The following is a 21844-nucleotide window of genomic DNA, read 5'->3' on the forward strand; positions in this document are numbered from 1 at the left end:
CGGTCAGTCCTCGGGAATCAGGTGCCCGGCGACGTAGTCCGCCAGGTTGGTGACGGAGCGCAGGTCGTCCTCGGTGATCTGCTCGACGTCCACCTGGATGTCGAGCGACTCCTCCAGCTCCAGGATGAGTTCGATGGTGCCGGCGGAGGTGAGGCCGAGGTCGTCGAACAGGCAGGCGTTCTCGGGGATCTCGGGCAACTCGCGCTTGAGGACGCGCGGCAGGAGCTCGCCGATCGCGTGCAGGATGCGCTCGCGCAGCTCGGGGTCGGTGGTCTGGACCACTGGATCTGACATGGGTGTCCCGTCGCGTCGTACGTGTGGGATGGGCGGGGAGTGCGGCCAGGAGCGGGGAGTTCGGGCCGGCGTCGGCCGACTGGGCGTCAGGAGCGCATGGCCATCGCCGAGAAGGTCGCTCCGACGCCGGCGGCGGCGATCAGGTAGTGGTCGCCGCGGCGCACCAGCCCCCGGGCGGTGGCGGTGTGGAGGTTGATGAGGCCGTCCGCAGCGAAACTGTGCCCGACCGACCGCACGTTGTCCAGCACCACCTTCTCCAGCGGGAAGCCGATCCGGCGCGAGATCATCCGCCAGGACGCCTGGTTGACGTTGTGCGGAAGGATCGCGGCGAGGTCGCCGAACCGGAGCCCGGCCTGCTCCAGGGCCGCCTCGATCGCCTCGACCATCACGTTCGGGTACTCGCGCTGGTAGCGGGCGAGCAGGTCGGCGTCCTCGGCCAGCCGGCCGTCGAACTCCGGGCGCTGGCGCACCGCGAAGGAGAGCATTCGGTGGCGCTCGCCGCCCGCGCTGACCAGGCAGGCGGCCGCGCCCTCGGCGAAGATGCCGGTCTCGGGCACCAGTTGGGCGTCCCGGGTGAAGGTCTTCTCGCCGGCCAGCACGACGGCCAGCGCCCGCTCGTCCGGTTCGCCCGCCAGCAGCCGGCCCGCCAGGTCGATGGCGAGCAGGCCGACGGCGCACGCGTGGTGGGTCACGGTGAAGGCGCTCGCGTGGCCGAGGCCGCGCGCGGCGAGCAGGTCGTGCAGCGGGTTGAGCGGGTGGGGCACCGCCACCGGCATGCTGCGCGCGTGGATCACGTAACGGACGTGCCGTTCGCGTCCGCGCAGCTCGGTCAGGCCGTCCAGGGCGGCGTCGAGCAGGTCGGGCAGCTTCCCGTTCGGGTCCAGTCGCAGCTGGTCCAGGCCGTGGAAGCGGCGAAAGAGTCGGAGTTGACGTGGGGTCAGGCCGATGCGCTCGCCCACCGCCTCGATGGGCACGGTATGCGGGGGGAGGTGAACGGCCACTGCCTCCAGTGCGGTCACGCGGGCTAGTATCACCACGCCCGACCGGTCGCACAAGTGATCTCGGGCCCTTGACACTTCCCCCGCGTCCGCCCGCGCCACCCGCGCGCCGGGGCCGCCGCGATCCTTGCGCGCCGCGCCGAGAGCGGCGTCGTTCAGACGGGAGACCTCCCTTGTCGGACCGTGAACCACCGTGCCCGGACGGGCCGTTGCACCCCGAGCTGCTCGCCCTGCTGGCCGAGGCCGCCGGGGCGCCGCCCGGGTGGGCGGACCGGATCACCCCCGGATCCCGGCTGGACGCCGACCTGCTGCTGGACGAGTGCGAACTCGCCGCGCTGGCCCGGCTGCTGCGGGAACGCTTCGGCCCGCAGGCCGACCTGGCGGGGCTGCGGGCCGGCCTCGGCCTGGCCGCCCTGGAGGCGCTGACCGTCGCCGACCTGCAGAAGCTGCTGCCCGGGGAGGTGCGGGCATGAGTCGGTTCCTGCTGGTGCTGCCGCCGCTGACCGGGCACGTCAACCCGGCCGCCGGCATCGCGGCCGAACTGGCCGCCCGCGGCCACCAGGTCGCCTGGACCGGCACCGAGTCGGTGCTGCGGCCGCTGCTCGGCCCGGACGCCCGGGTGTTCGGCACCGGCACCCGGGCCTTCCGCGCCCAGGGCGGGCACGGGCTGGCCGCCCTGCGCTCGCTCTGGGAGGGCTTCATCGTGCCGTACGCGCGGTTCACCGCGAAGCCGCTGGACGCGGTCGTTCGGGAGTTCCGGCCGGACGTGCTGCTGGTCGACCAGCACACCCCGGCGGGCGCGCTGGCCGCCCACCGGCACGGGCTGCCGTGGGCGAGCTTCGCGCCGGGCGCGATGGAACTGGGCCACCCGTACCGGACGTTGCCGCAGGTGGAGGCGTGGACGGACGGGCTGCTGCGCGGCCTGTGGGAGCGCGCCGGGCTGCCGGCCGCGGAGTACCTGGACCCGCGCTTCTCCCCCGCCCTGGTCCTCGCGACCACCGGGCCGGCGCTGACCGGCGCGGCCGAGCCGCCCGCGCACCACGCGCTGGTCGGCCCGGTGCTGCGCACCCGCCCGGCGGATCCGGGCTTCCCGTGGGAGCGGCTGGCCCCCGGCCGGCGCCGGGTGCTGGTCACCATGGGCACGCTGGCGGGCGACCTGGGCGCGGACTTCCTCGCGCGCTCGGTGCGGGCACTGGAGCTGTGCGGGCCGGACGTCCAGCCGGTGTTCGCCGCGCCGCGCGCGCTGCTGCCCGAACTCCCCTCGCGGGCGGTGGCGGTGGACCGGGCGCCGGTGCTGGAGCTGATGAGGCGCGGCGCGCTGGACGCGGTGCTGTGCCACGGCGGGATGAACACCGTGGGCGAGGCGCTGGCGCACGGGCTGCCGCTGGTGGCGGCGCCGATCCGGCACGACCAGCCGTTCGTGGCCGCGCAGGTGGCGGCCGCCGGGGCGGGCCTGCGGGTGCCGTTCGCCCGGGTGACGCCGGAGCACCTCGCCGAAGCGCTGCGCACCGCGCTGGACTCGACGGCCCTGCGGGAGCGGGCGGTCCGGGTCGGGCGGGAGCTGCTTTCCGGCGGCGGCGCGGTGGCCGCGGCGGACCGGCTGGAGGCGCTGGCCGCCCGGCCGAGCGGGGCGGCCCCCGGCGGAACGCGGCCTCCTGGCGGCCCGTAGCAGAACGTCGGGCCGCGAGTCCATTGGTCTAGGCCATTGTTTCCGAGCCGGGGTTGACCCTAGGGTGTCGCAGCAGCACCGCCCCGCACCGCCGCCCCGCACGACCACCCGGGCAGGTGCCGTGGCAGCCCTTCCCCGTACGGGAGTTCCGGTTGATCGAGACCACGGGACTGCGCAAGTCCTACCGCAAGAAGACCTCCCGCAGGAGCGGCGACAGCCCCACCGTCGACGCCGTCCGCGGGATCGACCTGTCCGTCGCCGCCGGGGAGATCTTCGGCTTCCTCGGCCCCAACGGCGCCGGGAAGACCACCACCCTGCGCATGCTGGCCACCCTGATCCGCCCGGACGGCGGCCGGGCCCGCATCGCCGGGGCCGACCTGTTCGCCGATCCGGCCGAAGTCCGGCGTCGGATCGGCTACGTCGCCCAGGGCGGCGGCACCACCGACAACGTCAGCGCCCGCGAGGAACTGGTCCTCCAGGCACGGCTGTACGGCGCGGGCAAGGCGCGGGCCGTCCGGGCCGCCGAGGACGCGCTGAAGGCCTTCGACCTCAACGGGTTCGGCGACCGCCCGTGCGCCACCTACTCCGGCGGCCAGCGCCGCCGGGTCGACATCGCGCTCGGCGTGATCCACGAACCGCGGGTGCTGTTCCTGGACGAGCCCACGGTCGGGCTGGACCCGGCCAGCCGGGCGGGCGTCTGGGAGGAGATCCGCCGGCTGCGCACCCAGGGCATGACGGTCGTCGTCACCACCCACTACCTCGACGAGGCCGACGCGCTCTGCGACCGGGTCGCGATCGTCGACCACGGCGAGGTGGTGGCCGAGGGCACGCCCGCGGCGCTCAAGCGCGAGATCTCCGGCGACGTCCTGCTGCTCGGCCTGGAGCCCGGCGAGGACGTCGCCGGGCGCGCGGCCGAGGCGCTGCGGCCGCAGCCGTACCTGCACCGGCTGGAGGACAGCGGTGAGGAGGGCCTGCGGCTGTACGTGGCGGACGGCGCGGCGGCCATCCCGCAGGTGCTGCGCGCGCTGGACGCCGCCGGGGTGACACCGGGCACCGTGCAGCTCCAACGGCCCAGCCTGGACGACGTGTTCCTGGCCCGCACCGGCCGCTCCCTGCAACAGTCCTGACCGGCCCGAACCTTGGGGAGATCGTGAAGCTCGCCCGCGACACCTGGCTGGTCTTCCAGCGCCAGCTGCTGCTGATGGTCCGCACCCCGGTGTGGATCGCCGTCGGCATCATCCAACCCCTGTTCTACCTGCTGCTGTTCGCCCCGCTGTTGAAGAAGGTGCTCGCCCCCGAGGGCGCGGGCAGCTACGCCGACGCCTACCAGGTGTACGTGCCGGGCCTGTTGGCGGTGCTGTGCATCTTCGGCGGGCTGTTCACCGGCTTCAGCCTGCTCGGCGAGCTGAAGGCCGGGATCATCGAGCGCTCCCGGGTCACCCCGGTGAGCCGGCTGGCGCTGCTGCTCGGCCGGGCGCTGCGGGAGACGGTGGCGCTGCTGGTGCAGGCCGTGCTGATCACCCTGATCGCGCTGCCGTTCGGGCTGCGGGTCAGCCCGCCGGACCTGCTGCTCGCCTACCTGCTGCTGGGGCTGCTGGCGCTGATGACCTCGGCGATCTCCTTCGGCATCGCGCTGATGGTGCCGACCGACGCCGCGATGGCGCCGGTGGTGAACACCGTCGCGCAGCCGATCGCGCTGCTCTCCGGGGTGCTGCTGCCGCTCACCCTGGCGCCGGACTGGCTGCAGCGGGCCGCCCGGTGGAACCCCTTCTACTGGGCGGTGGAGGGCATGCGCGCGCTGTTCTCCGGGCACGCCGGGGACGCGGCGGTGTGGCAGGGCCTGCTGGTGGTCGCCCTGATGACCGTCCTGGCGGTGTCCTGGTCGGCCCGGCTGTTCTCCACCCGGGTGCGCTGAGGCACCGGGCGGAACCACGAGGGGCCCGGCCGCTGTGCGGCGGCCGGGCCCCTCGGTCGCGTGCTCGTCACCCGCGCGGCAGGCCCGCCTCGGACGTGATGAAGGCCGCCAACTTGGCTACCCCGTCGATGATCTGAGTCTGCGTCAGGGCGCTGATCGAGAGCCGCAGCCGGCGCTCCCCGCCGCCGGTCGGGTAGAACGGCCCCATCGGCGTCCACAGCACCCCGTACTCGCGGGCGCAGCGCTCCATGGCGGCGTCGTCGGCGACGAACGGGACGGTCAGCACGGCGAAGAAGCCGCCCTCCGGCCGGTTCCAGGACACTCCGAGGCTGCGCCGGGTGGAGGCCGGGAAGTGCCGCTCCAGCTCCCGCAGCAGGGTGTCCATGCCGGCCGCGTAGTGCGCGATGGCGGCGGCGTTGGCGTCCCGCAGCCGGCAGTCGTACGTCAGCAGCATGCCGCCGATCACGGCCTGGCTGAGCGCGGGCGTGTTGACCGTCGTCATGCTCTTCAGCTTGGCCAGTTCGTCGGCGAGCAGGCTGCCGCGCCCGCCGGGCGCCGAGACCTCCTGGTCGGCGACGACGTAGCCGAGGCGGGCGCCGGGGAAGCAGGTCTTGGCGAAGGACCCGAGGTAGACGACCCGCCGGTCGCGGTCCAGCGCCTTGAGGGTGGGCCGCTCACCCGGGGTGCGGGCGAAGAAGCCATACGGATTGTCCTCGATGACCAGCAGGTCCTCCTCGGCGGCGACCTCCAGCAGCCGGGCGCGGGCTTCGAGCGGCATGCTGGCGCCGGAGGGGTTCGCGAAGTCCGGGACGACGTAGAGGGCGCGCGGGCGGCGGCCCTCGGCGCGCACGGCCCGGGCGGCGGCGCGCACGGCCTCCGGGTCGGGGCCGGCGTCCGGGCTCTCCGGGACGGGGCGGGTGGTGAGGTCCAGCAGCCGGGCCGCGCCGGTGATGCCGACGTAGCAGGGCGAGCTGACGAGCAGGACGTCGTCCGGGCCGGCGCACAGCGCGCGCAGGACGAGCAGCATGCCCTCCTGGGCGCCGACGGTGATCACCAGGGACTCGGGGGCGACGTCCAGGCCCTCGTCGTTGGCGAGGGTGCGGGCGACCAGGTCGGCGACGATGCCCTTGGTGGGGCCGTACTGGAACAGCGCGGTGCGCACGGCGTCGCGGCTCAGGCCGCGCTCGGCGAGGTGGGCCAGGTAGGTGTCCAGGTGGCGGCCGACGTCCTCGGGCTCGAAGAAGCCCTCGTAGGGGCGGCCGGGGGCGAAGGACACGGCGTCGGGGTAGCGGGTGGTGACCTCGTTGAGGAAGGTCATCGCGTCCAGCAGCGGCTCGCTGAGCGAGCCGTGCAGGTCGGTCAGGTCGAGGTGGGTCATCGCAGTGCCTCCCGCAGTCGTCCGGCGGCGTAGGCCTGGGCGTCGGCGGCGGCGTCCAGGGTGTCGGTCATGGCGAAGAATCCGTGCGGCACGCCGTCGTAGCGGCGCAGGTCCACCGGGACCCCGGCGGCGCGCAGCGCGTGCGCGTACTGCTCGCCCTCGTCGCACAGCGGGTCGTACTCGGCGGTGAGGACGGTCGCGGGCGGCAGGCCGGCCAGGGTGGCGGCGCGCAGCGGGGAGGCGTACGGGCTGGCGCCGTCCGCCGGGTCGGCCAGGTAGTGGCCCCAGTACCAGGCGACGGAGCGGCGGTTGAACAGCAGCGGGTCGTCGTGGTCGCGCAGCGAGGGGGTGTCGGCGGCGTGGTCGGTGTTGGGGTAGACCAGCAGCTGGTGGCGGAGCGCGGGGCCGCCCTCGGCGCGCAGCAGCAGGGTGAGGGCGGCGGCGAGGTTGCCGCCGGCGCTGTCGCCGCCGACCGCGAGGCGGTCCGGGTCGAGGCCGAACTCCTCGGCGTGCTCGACGAGTCGGAGCAGGGCCGCGCGGCAGTCGTGCAGCGCGGCGGGGAACGGGTGCTCGGGGGCGAGGCGGTAGCCGACCGAGGCGGTGACGCAGCCGGCGGCGTTGGCCAGGCTGCGGCAGATCGCGTCGCTGGTGTCGGGCGAGCCGAGCGTCCAGCCGCCGCCGAACAGGTAGAGCAGGGCGGGCAGTCGGCGGCCGGGCGGCTCGGGGCGGTAGAGCCGCAGGGCGAGTTCGCCGCCGCCGGGGCCGGGGAAGCGGTGCTCCTCGACGGCGGCGACCGGTTCGGGCGTGCCGGCGGCGGCGCGGATGTCCGCGAGGTCGGCGGCGCGCGCCTCGGCCAGGGTGAGGCGGTAGAGCGGTGCCGCGCCGCTTCGCGCGCGCCGGGCGCGGTAGGCCTCGGCCTGGGGGTGCAGGGGCATGGGCAATCCCGTTCGGTGGGACGGTACGGTCCGCGTCCAGCGGCTCGGGGTCATTGCTCAGTGGTGAGAGCTCAGTGGTGAGAGCTCGGCGGGTCGAGGTCAGCGGTTCGAGGTCAGCGGTCGGCCTCGACGTAGATCGTCTCATCCGTTCGGAACGCCGTGTCGAGATCGGCAACTTCCGGACACGCGCCCTGCCGGTAGGCGCAGTGGCGGACCTTTTCGGGCGCGAAGCCGGCTCGGGTGAGGACGTGCCGCAGCTCGTCCAGGTCGTAGATCCACTGGTGTCCGTAGTGGCGGAAGATCTGGTTCACCAGGAAGGCCGGGCGGGCGGGCATCGGCGGGCCGAAGCCGAGGGTGGTGAGGCGGCGGCGGTGTTTGGCGAGGAAGCCGTCGCCGGTGGCGTAGCCGACCAGGTAGCGGGCGAGGTCGGGGGTGGTGAGGCGCAGGACCCCGCCGGGGCGCAGGACCCGGCGGGCCTCGCGCAGCCAGCCGATCGCGACGGGCAGGGCGACGTGCTCGATCAGGTGCTCGGCGTACACCCAGTCGACGCTGGCGTCGGCGAAGGGCAGCGGTTCGGCGATGTCGAGCTGGGTGAACCACCGGTCGCCGTCGACCCGGTAGAGGGTGCCGGGCTCGGTGGCGGCGTCGGGGCTGCGCAGGGTGGCGAGGTCGGTGCCGAGGCCGGCCGGGTGGGCGGTCCGGAATGCGGCGAACTCGATTCCGGTCAGTCCGAGTTCGGTGAATTCGGCGTGGGTGCGCGGAAGCGGCCCGGGGTGCGCCGCCAGTTCCGCGCAGGTGGCGACGTCCGCGCTGAATTCGTCCAGCCGAACGGCCAGGTCGTCGGGGTCGTCCCAATCCCAGCCGGGGAAGCGGGCGTTCGGGTCGGTCATCCGGGCCTCTTTTCAGGGGGACGCGACCGGACCGCGCTCCGGTTCATCGCTTCGGGCACGAATCGGTTTCGCGGTGGTGCGTCGAAAGCGGTTCGCGGCTCGATCCGGAGCGCGGTCGGGCGTCGGTCGTGGGTCAGTCGGTCGGGCAGGGCCAGTCGGTGACCGCGCCGCGGTCCAGGTCGGCGAGCCGGGGGCGGCCCAACAGGGCCATGGTGTGGTCCAGTTCGTCGCGGATCAGGTCGAGCACCTGGTGGACGCCGTCCGCGCCGCCCACGGCGAGGCCCCAGAGCACCGGGCGGCCGACCAGGACGGCGCGGGCGCCGAGGGCGAGGGCGATGGCGGCCTCGGTGCCGCTGCGCACGCCGCCGTCGAACAGGACGGGGAGCTCGGCGGGGACGGCTTCGACCACCTCCGGCAGCGCGGCCAGGGAGGGTATGGCGCCGTCGAGTTGGCGGCCGCCGTGGTTGGAGACCACGACGGCGTCGACGCCGTGCTCGACGGCGAGCCGGGCGTCCTCGGCGGTGAGGATGCCCTTGAGGACGAGCGGCAGCCGGGTGCGGGCCCGCAGCCAGCCGAGGTCCGCCCAGGTCAGGGTGGTGTCGAACTGTTCGCGGGCGTGCTCGGCGATGCCCGAACTGCCCTTCTCGGACCGGTGGCTGGTGGCCATCAGGTCCGCGTCCAGGTTGACGGCGTGGATGTGCGGCGGGACGGCGAAGCCGTTGCGCTGGTCGCGCAGTCGGCGGCCGATCCTGGGTGCGTCGACGGTCAGGACCAGGGCGCCGAAGCCGGCCGCCTCGGCGCGTTCGACCAGGGCGGCGAGGGCGGCGCGGTCGCGCAGCCAGTACAGGTGCAGCCAGCGCGGGCCGCCGGCCTTGGCGATGTCCTCCAGGGTGCGGCTGGCGAACATGCTGGTGACGAAGAGCGCACCGGCCCGCCCGGCGCCCTGGGCGGTCGCGGTCTCGCCCTCCTCGTCGACCAGCCGGTGGTAGGCCATCGGCGCGATGCCGATCGGGGTGTCCAGCCGGGTGCCGAGCAGGGTCTGCCCGAGCTCGCAGGTCGAGACGTCGACCAGGACGCGCGGTCGCAGGGCGAATCGTTCGAAGATCTTCCGGTTGGCCGCGAGGGTGCGTTCCGCACCGCTGCCGCCCTCGATGAAGTCCCAGATGTCCCGCGGAACCCGGGCGCGCGCCGCGCTCTCGATCCCGGCCAGGTCAAGTGCTCCCACGTGGATCCTCAATCTCCGGACGGCCGCGCTCGGGCCGGTCCTGGTTCGGCAGCGTATGAGCAACGGCCACATTGGTATAGACCTTGATTTGACCAATCGTCTGTGCCAAGGTCTGGCAACGGAATTGACCGTTGTGATTCTGAGCAACGTTCATGTCAAATCCTCTCACTTGTGTGGAGCGGTGTTGACCCCCTTTTCCTCCCCCTCCTCCCCTCCAGCGTCTCCCTCCGCATTGCCGCACACCGACGCCCCGGACGACTGGGTCGACACCCTGCTGCTGGCCGGCCCCGGGGCCGAGGAGTGCCTGCACCTGGGCGCACCGCTCGACCGCGCCGCCCTGCGCGCGCTCGTCGACGAGCAGGGCGAACGGCTCACCGCCGCCGGCCTCGGCCCCGGCGGGACGGTCGCACTGCGCCTGCCGCCCTCGGTGGCGTTCGTCGCGGTGCTGCTGGCCTGCTGGCGGCTGCGTGCCCAAGTCGCCCTGCTCGACCACCGGTTGACCGACCACGAGGTCGACGCGGCGGTGGCGCGGCTGGCCCCGCAGGTGCTGGTACGGTCCGCCCACCGGCCGACCGCGGCACTGCGCGGCTTCGCCGAGGTCGAACCGCGGGCCGTGGCCCTGCCGGGCGGCCGGCCGGCCGCCACCGGGCACGCCCTGGTCCAGCTCAGCTCCGGCTCCACCGGGCCGGCCAAGGTCATCGCCCGCACCGCCGCCGACCTCGTCCGCGAACTCGACTGCTACCGCAGGCTGGTGGACTTCCCCGGCGGGGGCGACCGGGTCGTCCTGCTCTCCTCCGTGGTGCACGTGCTCGGCCTGGTCGGCGGGCTGCTCAACGCCCTGCACGCCCGGGCCGTGCTCGCCCTGCCCGAACGGATGACGGCTGCGGGCATCCTCGCGACCGTCGCCGCCGGCGAGCGGCCGACCACCGTGATCGGCGTGCCCTTCCACGCCGAGCTGCTGGCCGGCGCCGCCGATCCGCCGCAACTGCCGTGGCTGCGGCGGATGGTCGTGGCCGGCGAACTCGTCCGGCCGGGCCTGCCCGCGCAGTTCACCGAACGCTACGGCGTGCCGCTCGGCACCATGTACGGCACGACCGAGACCGGGGTCATCGCCACCGACCTGTCCGGCGCGCTCAACCCGGCCAAGCGGCCCGTCCACGGGATGCGGCTGCGCCTGGTCGGCGGCGAGCTGCACCTCGGGGCGGACACCTCCCCGTACCCGGGGCTGGACGATCCGAGCCGCTGGGCGGACGGCTGGCTGCACACCCGGGACGCGGCCGAGCTGGACGAGGTCCACGGCCTGGTCACCGTGCTCGGCCGGCTCGACTCGCAGGTCTCGATCGGCGGCCTCAAGGTCGACCTCACCGAGGTCGAACAGACCCTGTCCGGCCTTCCCGAGGTGCGCGAGGCCGTGGTGGTCTTCGCCGGCGGGGCGATCGAGGCCTACCTCGCCGCCGAGCCGGACGCCGACCTCTCGCTCGTCCAGGACGGGCTGGCCCGCCGGCTCGCCGCCTACAAGCGGCCGCGCCGGCTCGCCCTGCTGCCGCGGCTGCCGCGCACCGCCACCGGCAAGCTGCTGCGCGATCCGGCCGCGCTGCGCGAAGCCGCCGCCCGCTGATCCGCCCGCCCGCCCTCTCCCCCAGATCCAGCAAGGAGCCCACCACCATGCAGGACCGCGTCCGCGCGTTCACCCTCGCCGCCCTGGCCGAGATGCAGTACGACGTCTCCGAGGTCACCGGGGACACCGACCTCGGCCCGGCCGGACTCGACCTCGAATCGCTCGCGCTCGCCGAACTGTCGGTGCAGATCGAGGACGAGTTCGGGATCACCTTCGACCTGGACGAGATGGAGACCACCGCGCTGATGACGCTCGACCAGTTCACCGCCGACGTCGTCCGGCGGATCGACGCGCCCGCGGGCACCACCGCGGCCGCCGCGATCGGCGACGCCGCGTGACCAGCGGACCGGAGGTGCACGCCGGGCCCGGCACCCCGCCCGACCGGGCCGAGGTGCTGACGATGCTGGCGGCGTTCGGGCAGCGCGCCGCCGAGACCGTGCCGGAGGAGCTCGGATCGCTCGAACTCACCTGGCTCATCGCGGAGTTCGAGCAGCGCTACGGCATCGAGCTCGACCTCGACGACGAGCGCTTCGGCGCCGTCCGGACGGTCGACGACGCCACCGCGCTGCTGCGCGCGGCCGTCCTGGCCGACCGCGCGGGCGCCCGGCCGTGACCGCCACCGCGCCCACCGGCCCCGCGACGGGCGGCACCGGGCCGCCGGGCCGACCGTTCGCCCCCGCCGCTCCCGTCCCGGCCGCGGCCCGCCCGGTCGTCACCGGGCTCGGCGTGCTCAGCGCCGCCGGGCACGGGCTCGACCCGCTCCTCGACGCGGCCGCGCACGGCAAGGCCGCCTTCGGCCCGGTCACCCGCTTCGACGTCGCCGCCCGCCGCACCACCCGGGCCGCGCTGCTGCCCGACCACCTGCTGCCCGACCACCTGCCGCTCGACGGCCCGCTCCCGCTGGCCGGGATCGTGCTGGACGCGATCGGCCAGGCCTGCCGCCGGGCCGCGCTGACCGGGGCGCAGGCCGCCGCACTGCCCGTCCTGCTGGCCGTGCACAGCGACGAACGGACCGGCGCCACCGCCCGGGCCGTCGCCGCGGGGACTGCCGCGCGGTGGGGCGCCCCGGGCGTCACCCGGGTGTACACCGGCGCGTGCGTGGCGGCGGCGACCGCCGTCGCCGACGCCGCCGTGCTGGTCGCCACCGGACGGCACGAACGGGTGCTGGTCGCGGCCGGCCACCTGGTCGAACCGGGCGTGTTCGCCGTCTTCGACGCCGGGCGCGCGCTGGCCCGGGACGGCGAGCTGCGCCCGTTCAGCACCGGCCGCACCGGCACGCTGCTCGCCGACGCGGCCGCCGCCGTCCTGGTCGAGGCCGCCCCGGCCGCCGAACGGCGCGGCGCCGCCGTGCTCGCCCGGCTGGCCGGCTGGGGCCGGGCCGGGGACGCCCACCACGTCTGCCGCCCCGAACCGGACGGCCACGGGCTCTCCCGGGCGATCCGGTCCGCCCTCGCCCGGGCCGGGGCCGCCCCGGCCGAGGTCGGCTACGTCAACGCCAACGGCACCGGCACCACGCTCGCCGACCTCGCCGAAGCACGCGCCCTGCACCGGGTGTTCGGCCCGCACACCGCCGAACTCCCGGTCAGCTCCAGCAAATCGGTGCACGGCCACGCGCTGGAGGCCTCCGCCCTGCTCGAACTCGCCGTCACCATCGGCAGCCTGGGCACCGGCCTGCTCCCGGTCAACGCCGGCGGCCTCGGCCCGGACCCGGAGATCGGCCTCGACCTCGTCCTGGACGGCCCGCACACCGCCCGCCCCCGCTACGCGCTCAGCCTCAACTCCGCCTTCGGCGGCGCCAACACCGCCCTCCTGCTGGCCGCCGCATGACCGCGACCCCGCCCCCGCTCCCCGCCCCCGCCGCGTACGGCCTGCGGGTCCTCGCCGAGGCCCGCCGACCCGCACCCGGCGCACCCGGCACGCCCGAGGAGCCGCCGCCGCTGCCCGGATTCGCCGCCTCCGGCTTCAACCCGCTCGTCGCCGACACCGCCGAGCACTGCCTGCGCGCCCGCCACGGCGCTCCGCCCGCGCCGGGACGCACCGCCCTGCTGCTCGCCAGCAGGAGCGGCGACCGGGCCACCGCGCGGGCCATCGACCGGGCCGCCGAACCCGGGCGGCGCACCGCACCCCTGCTGTTCTTCCAGTCCAACCCGAACGCCGTGCTCGGGCACCTCGCCGCCCGCTGGGGCCTCACCGGCCCCGTCGTGGCGATCAGCCCGGCCGAGGCCGTCCCCGGCGAGGTCCCGGCGGACGCGCTCGACGCCGCCGCGCTGCTCCTCGCGGACGGCGACGCCGAGCAGGTCCTGCTCATCGCCGCCGAGGCGACGCCGGACGGCCACCGGGCCGTCGCCGTCCTGCTGGCGGCGCAGCCGAGCTGACCCACCGGGGCCGCCCTGCCTCCCGGACCGCCACACCGAGCCCAGCCCCCTGAGAGGGAACCGCCCCGTGACCATCCGCAGTCTCCGCACCCGCCTCGCGGACGACCCCGACGTCGGCGCCGGCAACGTCCTGACCGCCCGGCTCGCCCTCGGCCTCGGCCTGGACGAGCCGCTGCTCACCTTCGACACCCCGGTCGACGACCACCCCGCCTGGCAGCCGTTCACCCCGCGCGAGCTGGACCGCGCCGTCCGGGCCCGCGCCGCCGCGCTGCACGCCCTCGGCATCGGCCGGCGCGACCCGGTGGTGGTCCAGGCCAGCGACGCCGCCGACCACGTGCTCGCCTTCCTCGCCCTGGCCCGCCTCGGCGCCATCCCCGCGCTGCTCAACCCCAACCTGGACGGCGAGCGCGCCGCCCGCTACATCGCCCGGCTCGGCGCGGCCGGGGTGCTGGCCGACGAGGCCCACCTCACCGCGCTGGCCGGCCACGCCCCGGGCGCGCCACTGCTGCCCGCGATCGGCACCCTCGGTGCGGGAGACCCGGCCGCCGCCCCGGAGCCGTACCGGCACTGGTCCGGCGACCCGGTGGCGATCACCCACTCCTCCGGCACCACCGGGATGCCGAAGGCCGTCGTCCACTCGCACGCGAGCCTGTACGCGGCGATCCGCCACCGGCTGCGGCTGCCCCGCCCGCAGGGCCAGGACCGGATGCTCAGCGCGCTGCCCGCCCCGCACGCCGCGACGCTCATCGCGGTCAACCTCGCGCTCAGCTCGCACACCCGGCTCGCCCTCCTCTCCCGGCAGTCCGGCGCGGGCGTGCTGGAGGCGATCGAGCGGTGGCGGCCCACCGGGGTGGTCGGCTTCGCCGCCACCTGGGCCGAGCTCGCCCACCACGACCTCGCCGCGCGGGACCTGAGCTCCGTCGCGCTCTGGTGGAACACCGGCGACTGCGCGCACGAGGCGCACATCCGCCGGCTGATCGCCACCGGCAGCCGGGAGACCGCCACCCGCGCCGGCCGCACCCGGGAGCCCGGCTCGCTGTTCGTCGACGGGCTCGGCTCCACCGAGATGGGCCACTCGCACTTCTTCATCACCCACGGCCCGGGCACCGAGCGCTACGGGCGCTGCGTCGGGCGCCCGCACGCGTTCGTCGACTGCGCGGTGGTCGGCCCGGACGGCGAGCCGCTCGGCCCCGGCGAGGTCGGCGAACTCGCCACCTCCTCGCCGACGCTGGCGCTCGGCTATTGGAACGACTCCGGCACCACCTTCCGCAGCCGCCTCCGTGGCAGTTTCCTGACCGGTGACTTGATGTACCGGGACGAGGACGGCTACTACTACCACGTCGACCGGGCCGCCGACGCGGTCGAACTCGGCGGCGGCCGCAGGCTGTTCACCGCCATGTCCGAGGAGCGGGTACTGGCCGCCTGCCCGGACGTGCTGGACTGCACGGTGGTCGCGGTCCGCGACGGGGAGCGGGTGGTCACCGACGTCCTGCTGATCCCCGCCGAGGGCGCCGACCCGGCGGCCGACCGGACGGCGGCGGTGCTCGCCGCCCTGGACGAGGCCGCCGCCGCGACCGTCCGCCGGGTGCTGGTGGTCCCGGCGGACGGGATCCCGCTCGGCCCGACCGGCAAGGTCCGCAAGGTCCTGCTCCGGCAGCGGCACCTGGAGTCCCTGCGCGCCGAGGCGGTGGACGCGTGAGCCCCGCCCGGGAGAGCGCCGTCGTCACCGGCCTCGGCGTGCTCTCGCCGCTCGGCCGGGGGGCCGGCGCGGTGTTCGAGGCGCTGACCGCCGGCCGCTCCGGCATCGGCGCCGTGCCCGAGGGCCACCCGGCGCACGGCTGGCTGTCCGCCGCCGGGATCGCCCCCGCCGTGGACGGGCGGGAGGTGCTGCCGCCCACCGAGACCCGCTGCGTGGACCGCTTCGTGCTGCTCGCCCTGGCCGCCGCCGACGACGCGCTCGCCGACGCCGGCCTGGTGGTCGGCCGGGACGCCGACCCGCACCGCACCGCCGTGGTGCTGGCCACCGGGGGCGGCGGGCTGGAGACCTTCGAGCAGCAGTCGCACCGCCGGCTGGAGCGCGGCCGCCCCGGCGTCAGCGCCTACCTGCTGCCGGGCATGCTCGCGAACATGGCCACCGCCCGGATCGCCATCAAACACGGCATCCGGGGCTACAGTTCGGCCGTGGTGACGGCCTGCGCGGCCGGCGCCCAGGCGGTCGCCGAGGGGCTGCGGCTGATCCGCGCCGGGGACGCCGACGTGGTGGTGTGCGGCGGGAGCGAGTCCTCGCTGCACCCGACCATCGCCGCCACGTTCGCCAACGCCCGGGCCCTCGCGCAGGGTTGGGACGACCCCGAACTGGCCAGCCGGCCGTTCGACGCCCGGCGCAACGGCTTCGTGCTGGGCGAGGGCAGCGCCGTCCTCGTCCTGGAGCGCGCCGGGCACGCCGACGCGCGCGGCGCCGCCGGGTACGCGGACGTGATCGGCTGGGGCGCCTCCACCGACGCCCACCACCCGACCATGCCCCGCCCGGACGGTGCGGGTGCGGCCGACGCGATGCGCGCCGCGATCGCCGACGCCGGCCTGCGGCCCGGCGACATCGGCTACCTGAACGCCCACGGCACCGGCACCCGGCTCGGCGACGCGGCGGAGGCCGCGGCGGTGCGCTCCGTCTTCGGTGCGCAAGGACCGGCCGTCAGCTCCACCAAGTCAGCAACCGGTCATCTGCTGGGCGCGGCGGGCTCATTGGAGGCCGCCGTCACTACCCTGGCCGTGTCGCGGGGGACCCTCCCCCCGACGCTCAACCTCACCGAGCCCGATCCGGCCTGCGACCTGGACCACGTCCGCGGCGCCGCCCGGACCACCGCGCTGCGTGCGGCCCTGACCAACGCGTTCGCCTTCGGGGGCCACAACCTGAGCCTGGTCCTCGGCCCGCCCTCCACCCGTACGGCCCGCACCACCGGGCGGCCGCACCGCCCCCCGGCGACGCCGTACGACGGTCTCACGACCGCCGCACCACCAGGACCACCCGGACCACCGCACCACCCGGCAGCCCGGCCGGCCGACCACTGAGGCCCCCGGACCGCCGGTCACCCGACCTGTCGTCCCTGGGGGAGATCCCAATGCCCATCCAGAACATCGCCCACGTCGAGTTCCACTGCGCCGACGCCGACAAGACCGCGGCCGGCCTGAGCGCCGACTACGGCTTCACCGCCGACGCCCCGGTGACCACGCCGGACGGCGCCCGCACGGTCGCACTGCACCAGGGATCGATCCGTCTCCACCTGAGCTCCGCCGCCTCGCCCGACCACCCGGTGGCCGCCTACGTCGCCCGGCACGGCGACGGCGTCGCCGCGCTCGCCCTCGGCTGCACCGACCCGGAGGCCGCCCTGGAGCGCGCCGAGCGGCACGGCGCCCGCGTCCTGGACCGCGCGGGCAGGCTGATCGTCGGCTTCGGCGACACCGCCCTGCGCCTCGTCCCGCTGCGCGAGGACGCGCCCTCCGACCGGCCCAGACTGCTGGACGAGCTCGACCACGTCGCGATCTGCGTCCCGGCGGGCCGGCTCGGCGACTCGGTGAAGTTCTGCGAGGCCGCGCTCGGCTTCGAGATGATCTTCGGCGAGTACATCGAGGTCGGCTCGCAGGCCATGGACTCCATGGTCGTGCAGAGCCCGTCCGGCGGGGTCACCTTCACCGTCATCGAGCCCGACACCTCCCGCCGGCTCGGCCAGATCGACGAGTTCCTGGCCTCCCACGGCGGCGCCGGCGTCCAGCACCTGGCCTTCAGCACCTCCGACATCGACAACGCCGTCCGCACCGTCCGCTCCCGGGGCGTGGAGTTCCTGACCACCCCGGGCGCCTACTACGACCTGCTGGCCGAGCGCCTCGGCGCGACCGCCATCCCGGTGGAGACCCTGCGCGACCTGCACGTGCTCGTCGACCAGGACCACGGCGGCCAGCTGTTCCAGATCTTCGCCCGCTCCACCCACCCCCGGCGCACCTACTTCATGGAGCTGATCGAGCGCCAGGGCGCCACCACCTTCGGCAGCTCCAACATCAAGGCCCTGTACGAGGCCGTCGAGCGGACGACCTCGTGACCGGGCGGGTCACCCGGTGACCCGCCCCTGAGCGAGAAGGAAACACCTGCGTGACCACCGTCGCCGAGTTCCAGCTCTCCGCGGCCGACCTCGCCCTGCTGCCCACCCCCGACGAGGTGGCGCACTACCGCGAGCGCGGCTGGTACCTGTCCCGCAAGCTCTTCACCGACGAGGAGCTGGCCGGCCTGCAGGCCGCGGCCGACCGGTACTACGAGGGCCGACGCGATCGCGAACTCCCGGTCCGGCCAGCACGGTTGGCCTCCTGGGAGCCCGCACACGGCCCCGTCCAGCGGCACAACGACTACGTCCACTACGAGAGTGACGCGATCGGCGCGATCCTGCGCAAGCCGCTGGTCGGCGCGGTGGCCGCGCTCCTCGCCGGCGCCGAGGAGATCAGGATCTTCCAGTCCACCCTGATCCACAAACCCCCGGCGCCGGAGGAGCCCACCAACCGGGTGCCCTGGCACTTCGACAAGCACTACTGGCAGACCTCCAGCTCGGAGGAGATGCTGACCGCCTTCATCCCCTTCCACGACTGCCGGGAGGAGAACGGCACCATCACCATGGTCGACGGCAGCCACCGCTGGCGCGAACTGCCCTCCGCGGAGGACTCCACCCGACACTTCGCCGACCGCGACAACGGCGAGCTCGACGCCATCCTGGAGGCCAACGCCGCCCACAACGGCCGCCCGGTCACCCGGATCCCGATGCTGATCCCGCGCGGCCACGTGTCCTTCCACCACTGCCGCACCTACCACGGCAGCGGCCCCAACCTCGCCGCCCACCCGCGCCGCGCCGTCTCGCTGCACCTGCAGGACGGCGCCAACGAGTACCGCCGGCACGACACCCCGGACGGCGAACCGGTCGTCTACAACCACGACGTCCTGGTCCGCCGCACCGCAGACGGCCGGCCCGACTACGCCGACCCGGCCTACTGCCCGACCCTGTGGCGAGGGTCGCTGTGACCGCACCCACCTCTCCGGCGCCCGCCTCCCCCGCGCCCGCCTCCCCCGTCGTGCCCCTGCCGCTGGGCGGGCCCGTCGAGCGCTACCGGGCGCTGCGGCTGATCCGCGGCTTCGAGGAGCTGGCCCTCGCCCTGGTGACGTCCGGCGCGATCCCCGGCGGCATCCACCCGTACGTCGGGCAGGAGGCCGTCGCGGTCGGCGTCTGCTCGGCGCTCGGCCCGGCCGACCGGCTCACCAGCACCCACCGCGGCCACGGCCACGTCCTCGCCCGGGGCGTCGACCCTGGCCGGCTGCTCGCCGAACTCGCCGGCCGCGTCGACGGGTTGAACCGCGGCCGGGGCGGCTCGATGCACGCCGCCGACCTCGCGCTCGGCATCCTCGGCGCCAACGGCATCGTCGGCGCCGGCGCCCCGATCGCGGTCGGCGCCGCCTGGGCGGCCAGGCAGGCCCGCAGCGCCTCGGTGGCCGTCGCCTTCTTCGGCGACGGCGCGCTCAACCAGGGCGTCCTGCTCGAATCGCTCAACCTCGCCGCGATGTGGCGCCTGCCGGTGGTGTTCGTCTGCGAGAACAACGGCTACGCCACCACCCTGCCCGCCGCCACCGCCGTCGCGGGCAGCGCCACCGGCCGCGCCGCCGCCTTCGGCATCCCCGCCGAGGAGGTGGACGGCATGGACACCGAGGCCGTCCGGGCCGCCGCGCTGCGCGCCGTCGAACGGGCCCGCGGCGGCGGCGGGCCCGGCTTCCTGGAGTGCCGCACCTACCGGTACGAGGGCCACCACACCATGGAACGGCGGATGAAGCTGCGCTACCGCACCCCCGAGGAGGTCGAGGCCTGGCGGGCCCACGATCCACTCCCCCGGGCCGCCGCCCTGCTCGACCCGGCGACGGTCGCCGGGCTCGACCGCGCGGTGGCCGAACGGCTCGGCGCCGCCCGGGAGTTCGCGCTCGCCTCGGCGCACCCCGACCCGGCCGGCGCGCTCGACCACCTGTACGCGGACGGGCTGCGCCCCCGGGCGGGGGCGGTCGCGTGACCAGGCTCTCGTACACCAAAGCGCTCAACCGGGCGCTCGCCGACGAACTCGCCGCCGACCCGGCGGTCTGCGTCTTCGGCGAGGACGTCGGCGCCGGGCTGGCCGGCCCCACGCTCGGCCTGCTGGACCGCTTCGGCCCCGAACGGGTCGTGGACACCCCGCTGTCCGAACAGGCCTTCACGGCGATGGCGGTCGGCGCGGCACTGGCCGGGCGGCGGCCGGTGCTGGAGTTCCAGATCCCCTCGCTGCTGTTCCTGGTCTTCGAGCAACTCGTCAACCAGGCCCACAAGTTCTCGCTGATGACCGGCGGCCAGGCGGCCGTCCCGCTGACCTGCCTGGTGCCCGGCTCCGGCTCCCGTGACGGCTGGGCCGGGCAGCACTCCGACCACCCGTACAGCCTGTTCGCGCACGCCGGGATGAAGACCGTGGTGCCCGCCACCCCCACCGACGCCTACGGGCTGCTGCGCTCGGCCGTCCGGGACCGGGACCCGGTGGTGGTGTTCGCGCCCGCGGCGGCCCTGCCGGTGCGCGAGACCGTCACCTGGGAGCTCGCCCCGATCCCGCTCGGCCGGGCCCGGATCCACCGCCCGGGCACCGACGTCACCGTGGTCGCCGTCGGCCACCTGGTGCACGACGCGCTGGCCGTCGCCGAGGAGTTGGCGCCGGAGCTCTCGGTCGAGGTGCTGGACCCGCGCACGCTGTACCCGTTCGACTGGGACGCGCTCGCCGGCTCGCTGGAGCGCACCGGCCGGCTGGTGGTGTTCGACGACGCCAACCGCAGCTGCGGCTTCGCCGCCGAACTGCTCGCCACCGCCGCCGAACAGCTGCGGCTGATCGCCCCGCCCCGGCGGATCACCCGCCCGGACGGCGCCGTCCTGCCGTTCGCCCCGGCCCTCGACCGCGCCCTGCAGCCCTCCCGGGAGCAGCTGCGCCACGCGCTGCGGGCGGTGGTGAAGGAGTCCTAGGCTTGCCAGACGAGCCCTGGGGTCCGAAGACGGGCCCTGGGCGCGTCAGATCACCCTGGGCACCGCGGCCGCCAGGGCGGGCAGTTCGTCGTCGGCCGCCCGGAAGCGGTGCAGTGCCGCCCGGCCGTCCGCCCCGCGCACCCGGGCGGCGAGCCGGGCGGGCAGCACCACGGTGCTCAGGAAGCCGCTGCCGCCGAACCCCTCGACCGTCCAACCGACCCAGGGCAGCGGGTAGTTCGCCGCCGGGCTGAAGAACACCGGCCGCCGGCCCTGGAAGCTCAGCCGGTAGACGCCGAAGCGGCTCCAGTTGGAGAAGCTGAACCGGCGCGCCGCCGGGTCGAAGCCCAGCGGCACGCACGCGCCGAGCCGGGAGCGGCCGACCGCGGCCAGGAAGTCCAGGTTGGCGCGCAGGTTGAGGTGGGCGGCCGGGAAGTCCTCGACCGCCGCCCGCAGCGCGCCGGCCAGCGCCGCCGGCCCGTCCTCGGGCCGGTGCGGCAGGTGCACCTCGCTCAGCAGGTTGCCCACCAGCGCGGGCGACAGGCCGAGCCAGCGGCGGGCGTTGACCGGGACGGTGAGCATCCGCTCGGCCCGGTCCCCGTCCAACTCCCGCAGGGTGCTCAGCAGATGGGCGCAGAGCACGTCCCCGGCGGAGAGCCGGCGCCCGGCGGCCGCGCCGAACTCCGCGCGCATCCGGCGCACTTCGGCCTCGCCGAAGTGGACCTGCACCACCCGGTTGGCGCGCGGCGCGGCCGCCACCTCGCGGGCCAGCAGCTCGGCCTCCGCCGCCGCGGGGATCCGGAAGCCGGGCCGTCCGCAGTCCGGGGCCGGCACCACCCGGTCCAGCAACGCGTCCTGGTCGTCGACGAGTTCGGCCTCCGCCAGGGGCTCGCCCTCGACCGCGGCGGACCAGATCCGCAGCAGCAGGACGAAGCTGTGCAGGTCGCCGATCGCGTGGTGCCAGGAGCAGCCGAGGACCGTCCCGCCGTCCGCGGTGCGGGTGACCCGGACGGTGAGCAGCGGGGCGCCGCCGAGCCGGGCGGCCGGGGCGTCCACCGGGTCGACCAGGTCGGCGCCGGTCGCGGTCGCCCGGCCCATCGCCTCGGCGAGGGTGCCCTCGACGGTGTACACGTCCAGCGGCACGCCGGTGTCGTCGCAGACCGCGCTCAGCACGTCGCCCTCGGTGCGCAGCCGGCCGGCGAAGACCGGCACCCGTTCCAGGGCGCGGGCCAGGCCGGCGGCGAGCCGGTCGTCGTCCAGCGGCCGTTCGAAGTAGAGGACGACGGAGACGGCGAGGTCGGCGAGCATGGTGTCCATCAGGCCGCAGCGCAGCACCCGCCCGGTGGCGCGGCCGGCGCGGACGGTCCGGCGGCGGCGCAACTGCGGCCAGCTGGTCATGGGTCCCCTCCCGGGGCGGCGGCGGACGGCGCGCGGGCACGCCGAACGATAGTGCCGCGCCTTCCCAGTGGTCCAGTCCAATCTCCGTCCAGTCCGA

23 protein-coding genes are annotated in these 21844 nt (G+C 75.5%); 15 read left to right on the forward strand and 8 right to left on the reverse strand.

What is annotated here, in order from left to right:
- Nucleotides 1-3 precede the first annotated feature (3 nt).
- Nucleotides 4-294 carry a phosphopantetheine-binding protein gene (locus AB2U05_RS00955; protein WP_045702346.1) on the reverse strand — a complete coding sequence of 97 codons (291 nt, stop codon included), beginning with the start codon at nucleotides 292-294 and terminating at the stop codon, nucleotides 4-6.
- Nucleotides 295-380: 86 nt separating this feature from the next.
- Nucleotides 381-1313: a 3-oxoacyl-[acyl-carrier-protein] synthase III C-terminal domain-containing protein gene (locus AB2U05_RS00960; protein ID WP_369182107.1), complete on the reverse strand. Its 933-nt coding sequence runs from the start codon at nucleotides 1311-1313 to the stop codon at nucleotides 381-383.
- Nucleotides 1314-1465: 152 nt separating this feature from the next.
- On the opposite strand from AB2U05_RS00960, the gene AB2U05_RS00965 reads away from it, so the two are divergent.
- From AB2U05_RS00965 to AB2U05_RS00980, 4 genes are all read left to right on the forward strand, one after another.
- Nucleotides 1466-1765, forward strand: coding sequence for a hypothetical protein (locus tag AB2U05_RS00965; protein WP_369182108.1), 300 nt, complete (start codon nucleotides 1466-1468; stop codon nucleotides 1763-1765).
- Nucleotides 1762-2961 carry a glycosyltransferase gene (locus AB2U05_RS00970; RefSeq protein WP_369182109.1) on the forward strand — a complete coding sequence of 400 codons (1200 nt, stop codon included), beginning with the start codon at nucleotides 1762-1764 and terminating at the stop codon, nucleotides 2959-2961. Before AB2U05_RS00965 ends, AB2U05_RS00970 begins: the two co-directional genes overlap by 4 nt.
- 152 nt (nucleotides 2962-3113) lie before the next feature.
- Nucleotides 3114-4088 (forward strand): ATP-binding cassette domain-containing protein, encoded by a 975-nt coding sequence (locus AB2U05_RS00975; protein ID WP_369182110.1) that lies wholly within the window; start codon nucleotides 3114-3116, stop codon nucleotides 4086-4088.
- A gap of 23 nt (nucleotides 4089-4111) precedes the next feature.
- A complete protein-coding gene (locus tag AB2U05_RS00980; protein ID WP_045702335.1) occupies nucleotides 4112-4876 on the forward strand; it encodes an ABC transporter permease in 765 nt (254 codons plus the stop codon).
- Between the two features lie 67 nt (nucleotides 4877-4943).
- Here AB2U05_RS00980 and AB2U05_RS00985 read toward each other — a convergent pair whose 3' ends face one another.
- The 5 genes from AB2U05_RS00985 to AB2U05_RS01005 all read right to left on the reverse strand — a co-directional run bounded on the left by AB2U05_RS00985 (nucleotide 4944) and on the right by AB2U05_RS01005 (nucleotide 9458).
- A complete protein-coding gene (locus tag AB2U05_RS00985; protein WP_045710649.1) occupies nucleotides 4944-6254 on the reverse strand; it encodes a PLP-dependent aminotransferase family protein in 1311 nt (436 codons plus the stop codon).
- Nucleotides 6251-7189 carry an alpha/beta hydrolase gene (locus AB2U05_RS00990; RefSeq protein WP_045710648.1) on the reverse strand — a complete coding sequence of 313 codons (939 nt, stop codon included), beginning with the start codon at nucleotides 7187-7189 and terminating at the stop codon, nucleotides 6251-6253. Before AB2U05_RS00990 ends, AB2U05_RS00985 begins: the two co-directional genes overlap by 4 nt.
- A gap of 113 nt (nucleotides 7190-7302) precedes the next feature.
- The gene (locus AB2U05_RS00995; protein ID WP_369182111.1) at nucleotides 7303-8079 is read right to left on the reverse strand and encodes a methyltransferase domain-containing protein; all 777 of its coding nucleotides are present in this window, start codon (nucleotides 8077-8079) and stop codon (nucleotides 7303-7305) included.
- A 133-nt stretch (nucleotides 8080-8212) separates the two neighbouring features.
- Nucleotides 8213-9304 (reverse strand): alpha-hydroxy acid oxidase, encoded by a 1092-nt coding sequence (locus tag AB2U05_RS01000; protein ID WP_045702324.1) that lies wholly within the window; start codon nucleotides 9302-9304, stop codon nucleotides 8213-8215.
- Nucleotides 9291-9458: a hypothetical protein gene (locus AB2U05_RS01005; RefSeq protein ID WP_244178992.1), complete on the reverse strand. Its 168-nt coding sequence runs from the start codon at nucleotides 9456-9458 to the stop codon at nucleotides 9291-9293. Before AB2U05_RS01005 ends, AB2U05_RS01000 begins: the two co-directional genes overlap by 14 nt.
- Nucleotides 9459-9536: 78 nt before the next feature.
- Between AB2U05_RS01005 and AB2U05_RS01010 the strand changes: the two genes are divergently transcribed.
- The 11 genes from AB2U05_RS01010 to AB2U05_RS01060 all read left to right on the forward strand — a co-directional run bounded on the left by AB2U05_RS01010 (nucleotide 9537) and on the right by AB2U05_RS01060 (nucleotide 20352).
- Entirely contained in the window at nucleotides 9537-10922 is a 1386-nt protein-coding gene (locus AB2U05_RS01010) for a class I adenylate-forming enzyme family protein (protein ID WP_369182112.1), read from the forward strand.
- Nucleotides 10923-10969: 47 nt separating this feature from the next.
- On the forward strand, nucleotides 10970-11260 hold the full coding sequence (locus AB2U05_RS01015; protein ID WP_045702319.1) for a phosphopantetheine-binding protein: 291 nt from the start codon (nucleotides 10970-10972) through the stop codon (nucleotides 11258-11260).
- A complete protein-coding gene (locus AB2U05_RS01020) occupies nucleotides 11257-11535 on the forward strand; it encodes an acyl carrier protein (RefSeq protein WP_244178991.1) in 279 nt (92 codons plus the stop codon). Before AB2U05_RS01015 ends, AB2U05_RS01020 begins: the two co-directional genes overlap by 4 nt.
- Nucleotides 11532-12749: a beta-ketoacyl synthase N-terminal-like domain-containing protein gene (locus tag AB2U05_RS01025; protein WP_369182113.1), complete on the forward strand. Its 1218-nt coding sequence runs from the start codon at nucleotides 11532-11534 to the stop codon at nucleotides 12747-12749. Before AB2U05_RS01020 ends, AB2U05_RS01025 begins: the two co-directional genes overlap by 4 nt.
- Nucleotides 12746-13297: a hypothetical protein gene (locus AB2U05_RS01030; protein ID WP_369182114.1), complete on the forward strand. Its 552-nt coding sequence runs from the start codon at nucleotides 12746-12748 to the stop codon at nucleotides 13295-13297. The genes AB2U05_RS01025 and AB2U05_RS01030 overlap by 4 nt, the downstream gene beginning before the upstream one ends.
- 67 nt (nucleotides 13298-13364) lie before the next feature.
- Nucleotides 13365-14996 (forward strand): class I adenylate-forming enzyme family protein, encoded by a 1632-nt coding sequence (locus AB2U05_RS01035; RefSeq protein WP_369182115.1) that lies wholly within the window; start codon nucleotides 13365-13367, stop codon nucleotides 14994-14996.
- The gene (locus AB2U05_RS01040; RefSeq protein ID WP_369182116.1) at nucleotides 14993-16366 is read left to right on the forward strand and encodes a beta-ketoacyl synthase; all 1374 of its coding nucleotides are present in this window, start codon (nucleotides 14993-14995) and stop codon (nucleotides 16364-16366) included. Before AB2U05_RS01035 ends, AB2U05_RS01040 begins: the two co-directional genes overlap by 4 nt.
- Before the next feature lie 50 nt (nucleotides 16367-16416).
- Nucleotides 16417-17391, forward strand: a complete 975-nt coding sequence (gene hppD, locus AB2U05_RS01045) for a 4-hydroxyphenylpyruvate dioxygenase (protein ID WP_369182117.1) — start codon at nucleotides 16417-16419, stop codon at nucleotides 17389-17391.
- 50 nt (nucleotides 17392-17441) lie between these two features.
- A complete protein-coding gene (locus AB2U05_RS01050) occupies nucleotides 17442-18356 on the forward strand; it encodes a phytanoyl-CoA dioxygenase family protein (RefSeq protein WP_369182118.1) in 915 nt (304 codons plus the stop codon).
- The gene (locus tag AB2U05_RS01055; RefSeq protein WP_369182119.1) at nucleotides 18353-19387 is read left to right on the forward strand and encodes a thiamine pyrophosphate-dependent dehydrogenase E1 component subunit alpha; all 1035 of its coding nucleotides are present in this window, start codon (nucleotides 18353-18355) and stop codon (nucleotides 19385-19387) included. Before AB2U05_RS01050 ends, AB2U05_RS01055 begins: the two co-directional genes overlap by 4 nt.
- Nucleotides 19384-20352, forward strand: a complete 969-nt coding sequence (locus AB2U05_RS01060) for an alpha-ketoacid dehydrogenase subunit beta (protein ID WP_369182120.1) — start codon at nucleotides 19384-19386, stop codon at nucleotides 20350-20352. Before AB2U05_RS01055 ends, AB2U05_RS01060 begins: the two co-directional genes overlap by 4 nt.
- A 45-nt stretch (nucleotides 20353-20397) precedes the next feature.
- Here AB2U05_RS01060 and AB2U05_RS01065 read toward each other — a convergent pair whose 3' ends face one another.
- A complete protein-coding gene (locus AB2U05_RS01065; protein ID WP_045702307.1) occupies nucleotides 20398-21747 on the reverse strand; it encodes an acyltransferase in 1350 nt (449 codons plus the stop codon).
- Nucleotides 21748-21844 lie beyond the last annotated feature (97 nt).

The organism is Streptomyces sp. Y1 (genome assembly GCF_041053115.1).
Classification (GTDB): domain Bacteria; phylum Actinomycetota; class Actinomycetes; order Streptomycetales; family Streptomycetaceae; genus Kitasatospora; species Kitasatospora rubellomurina.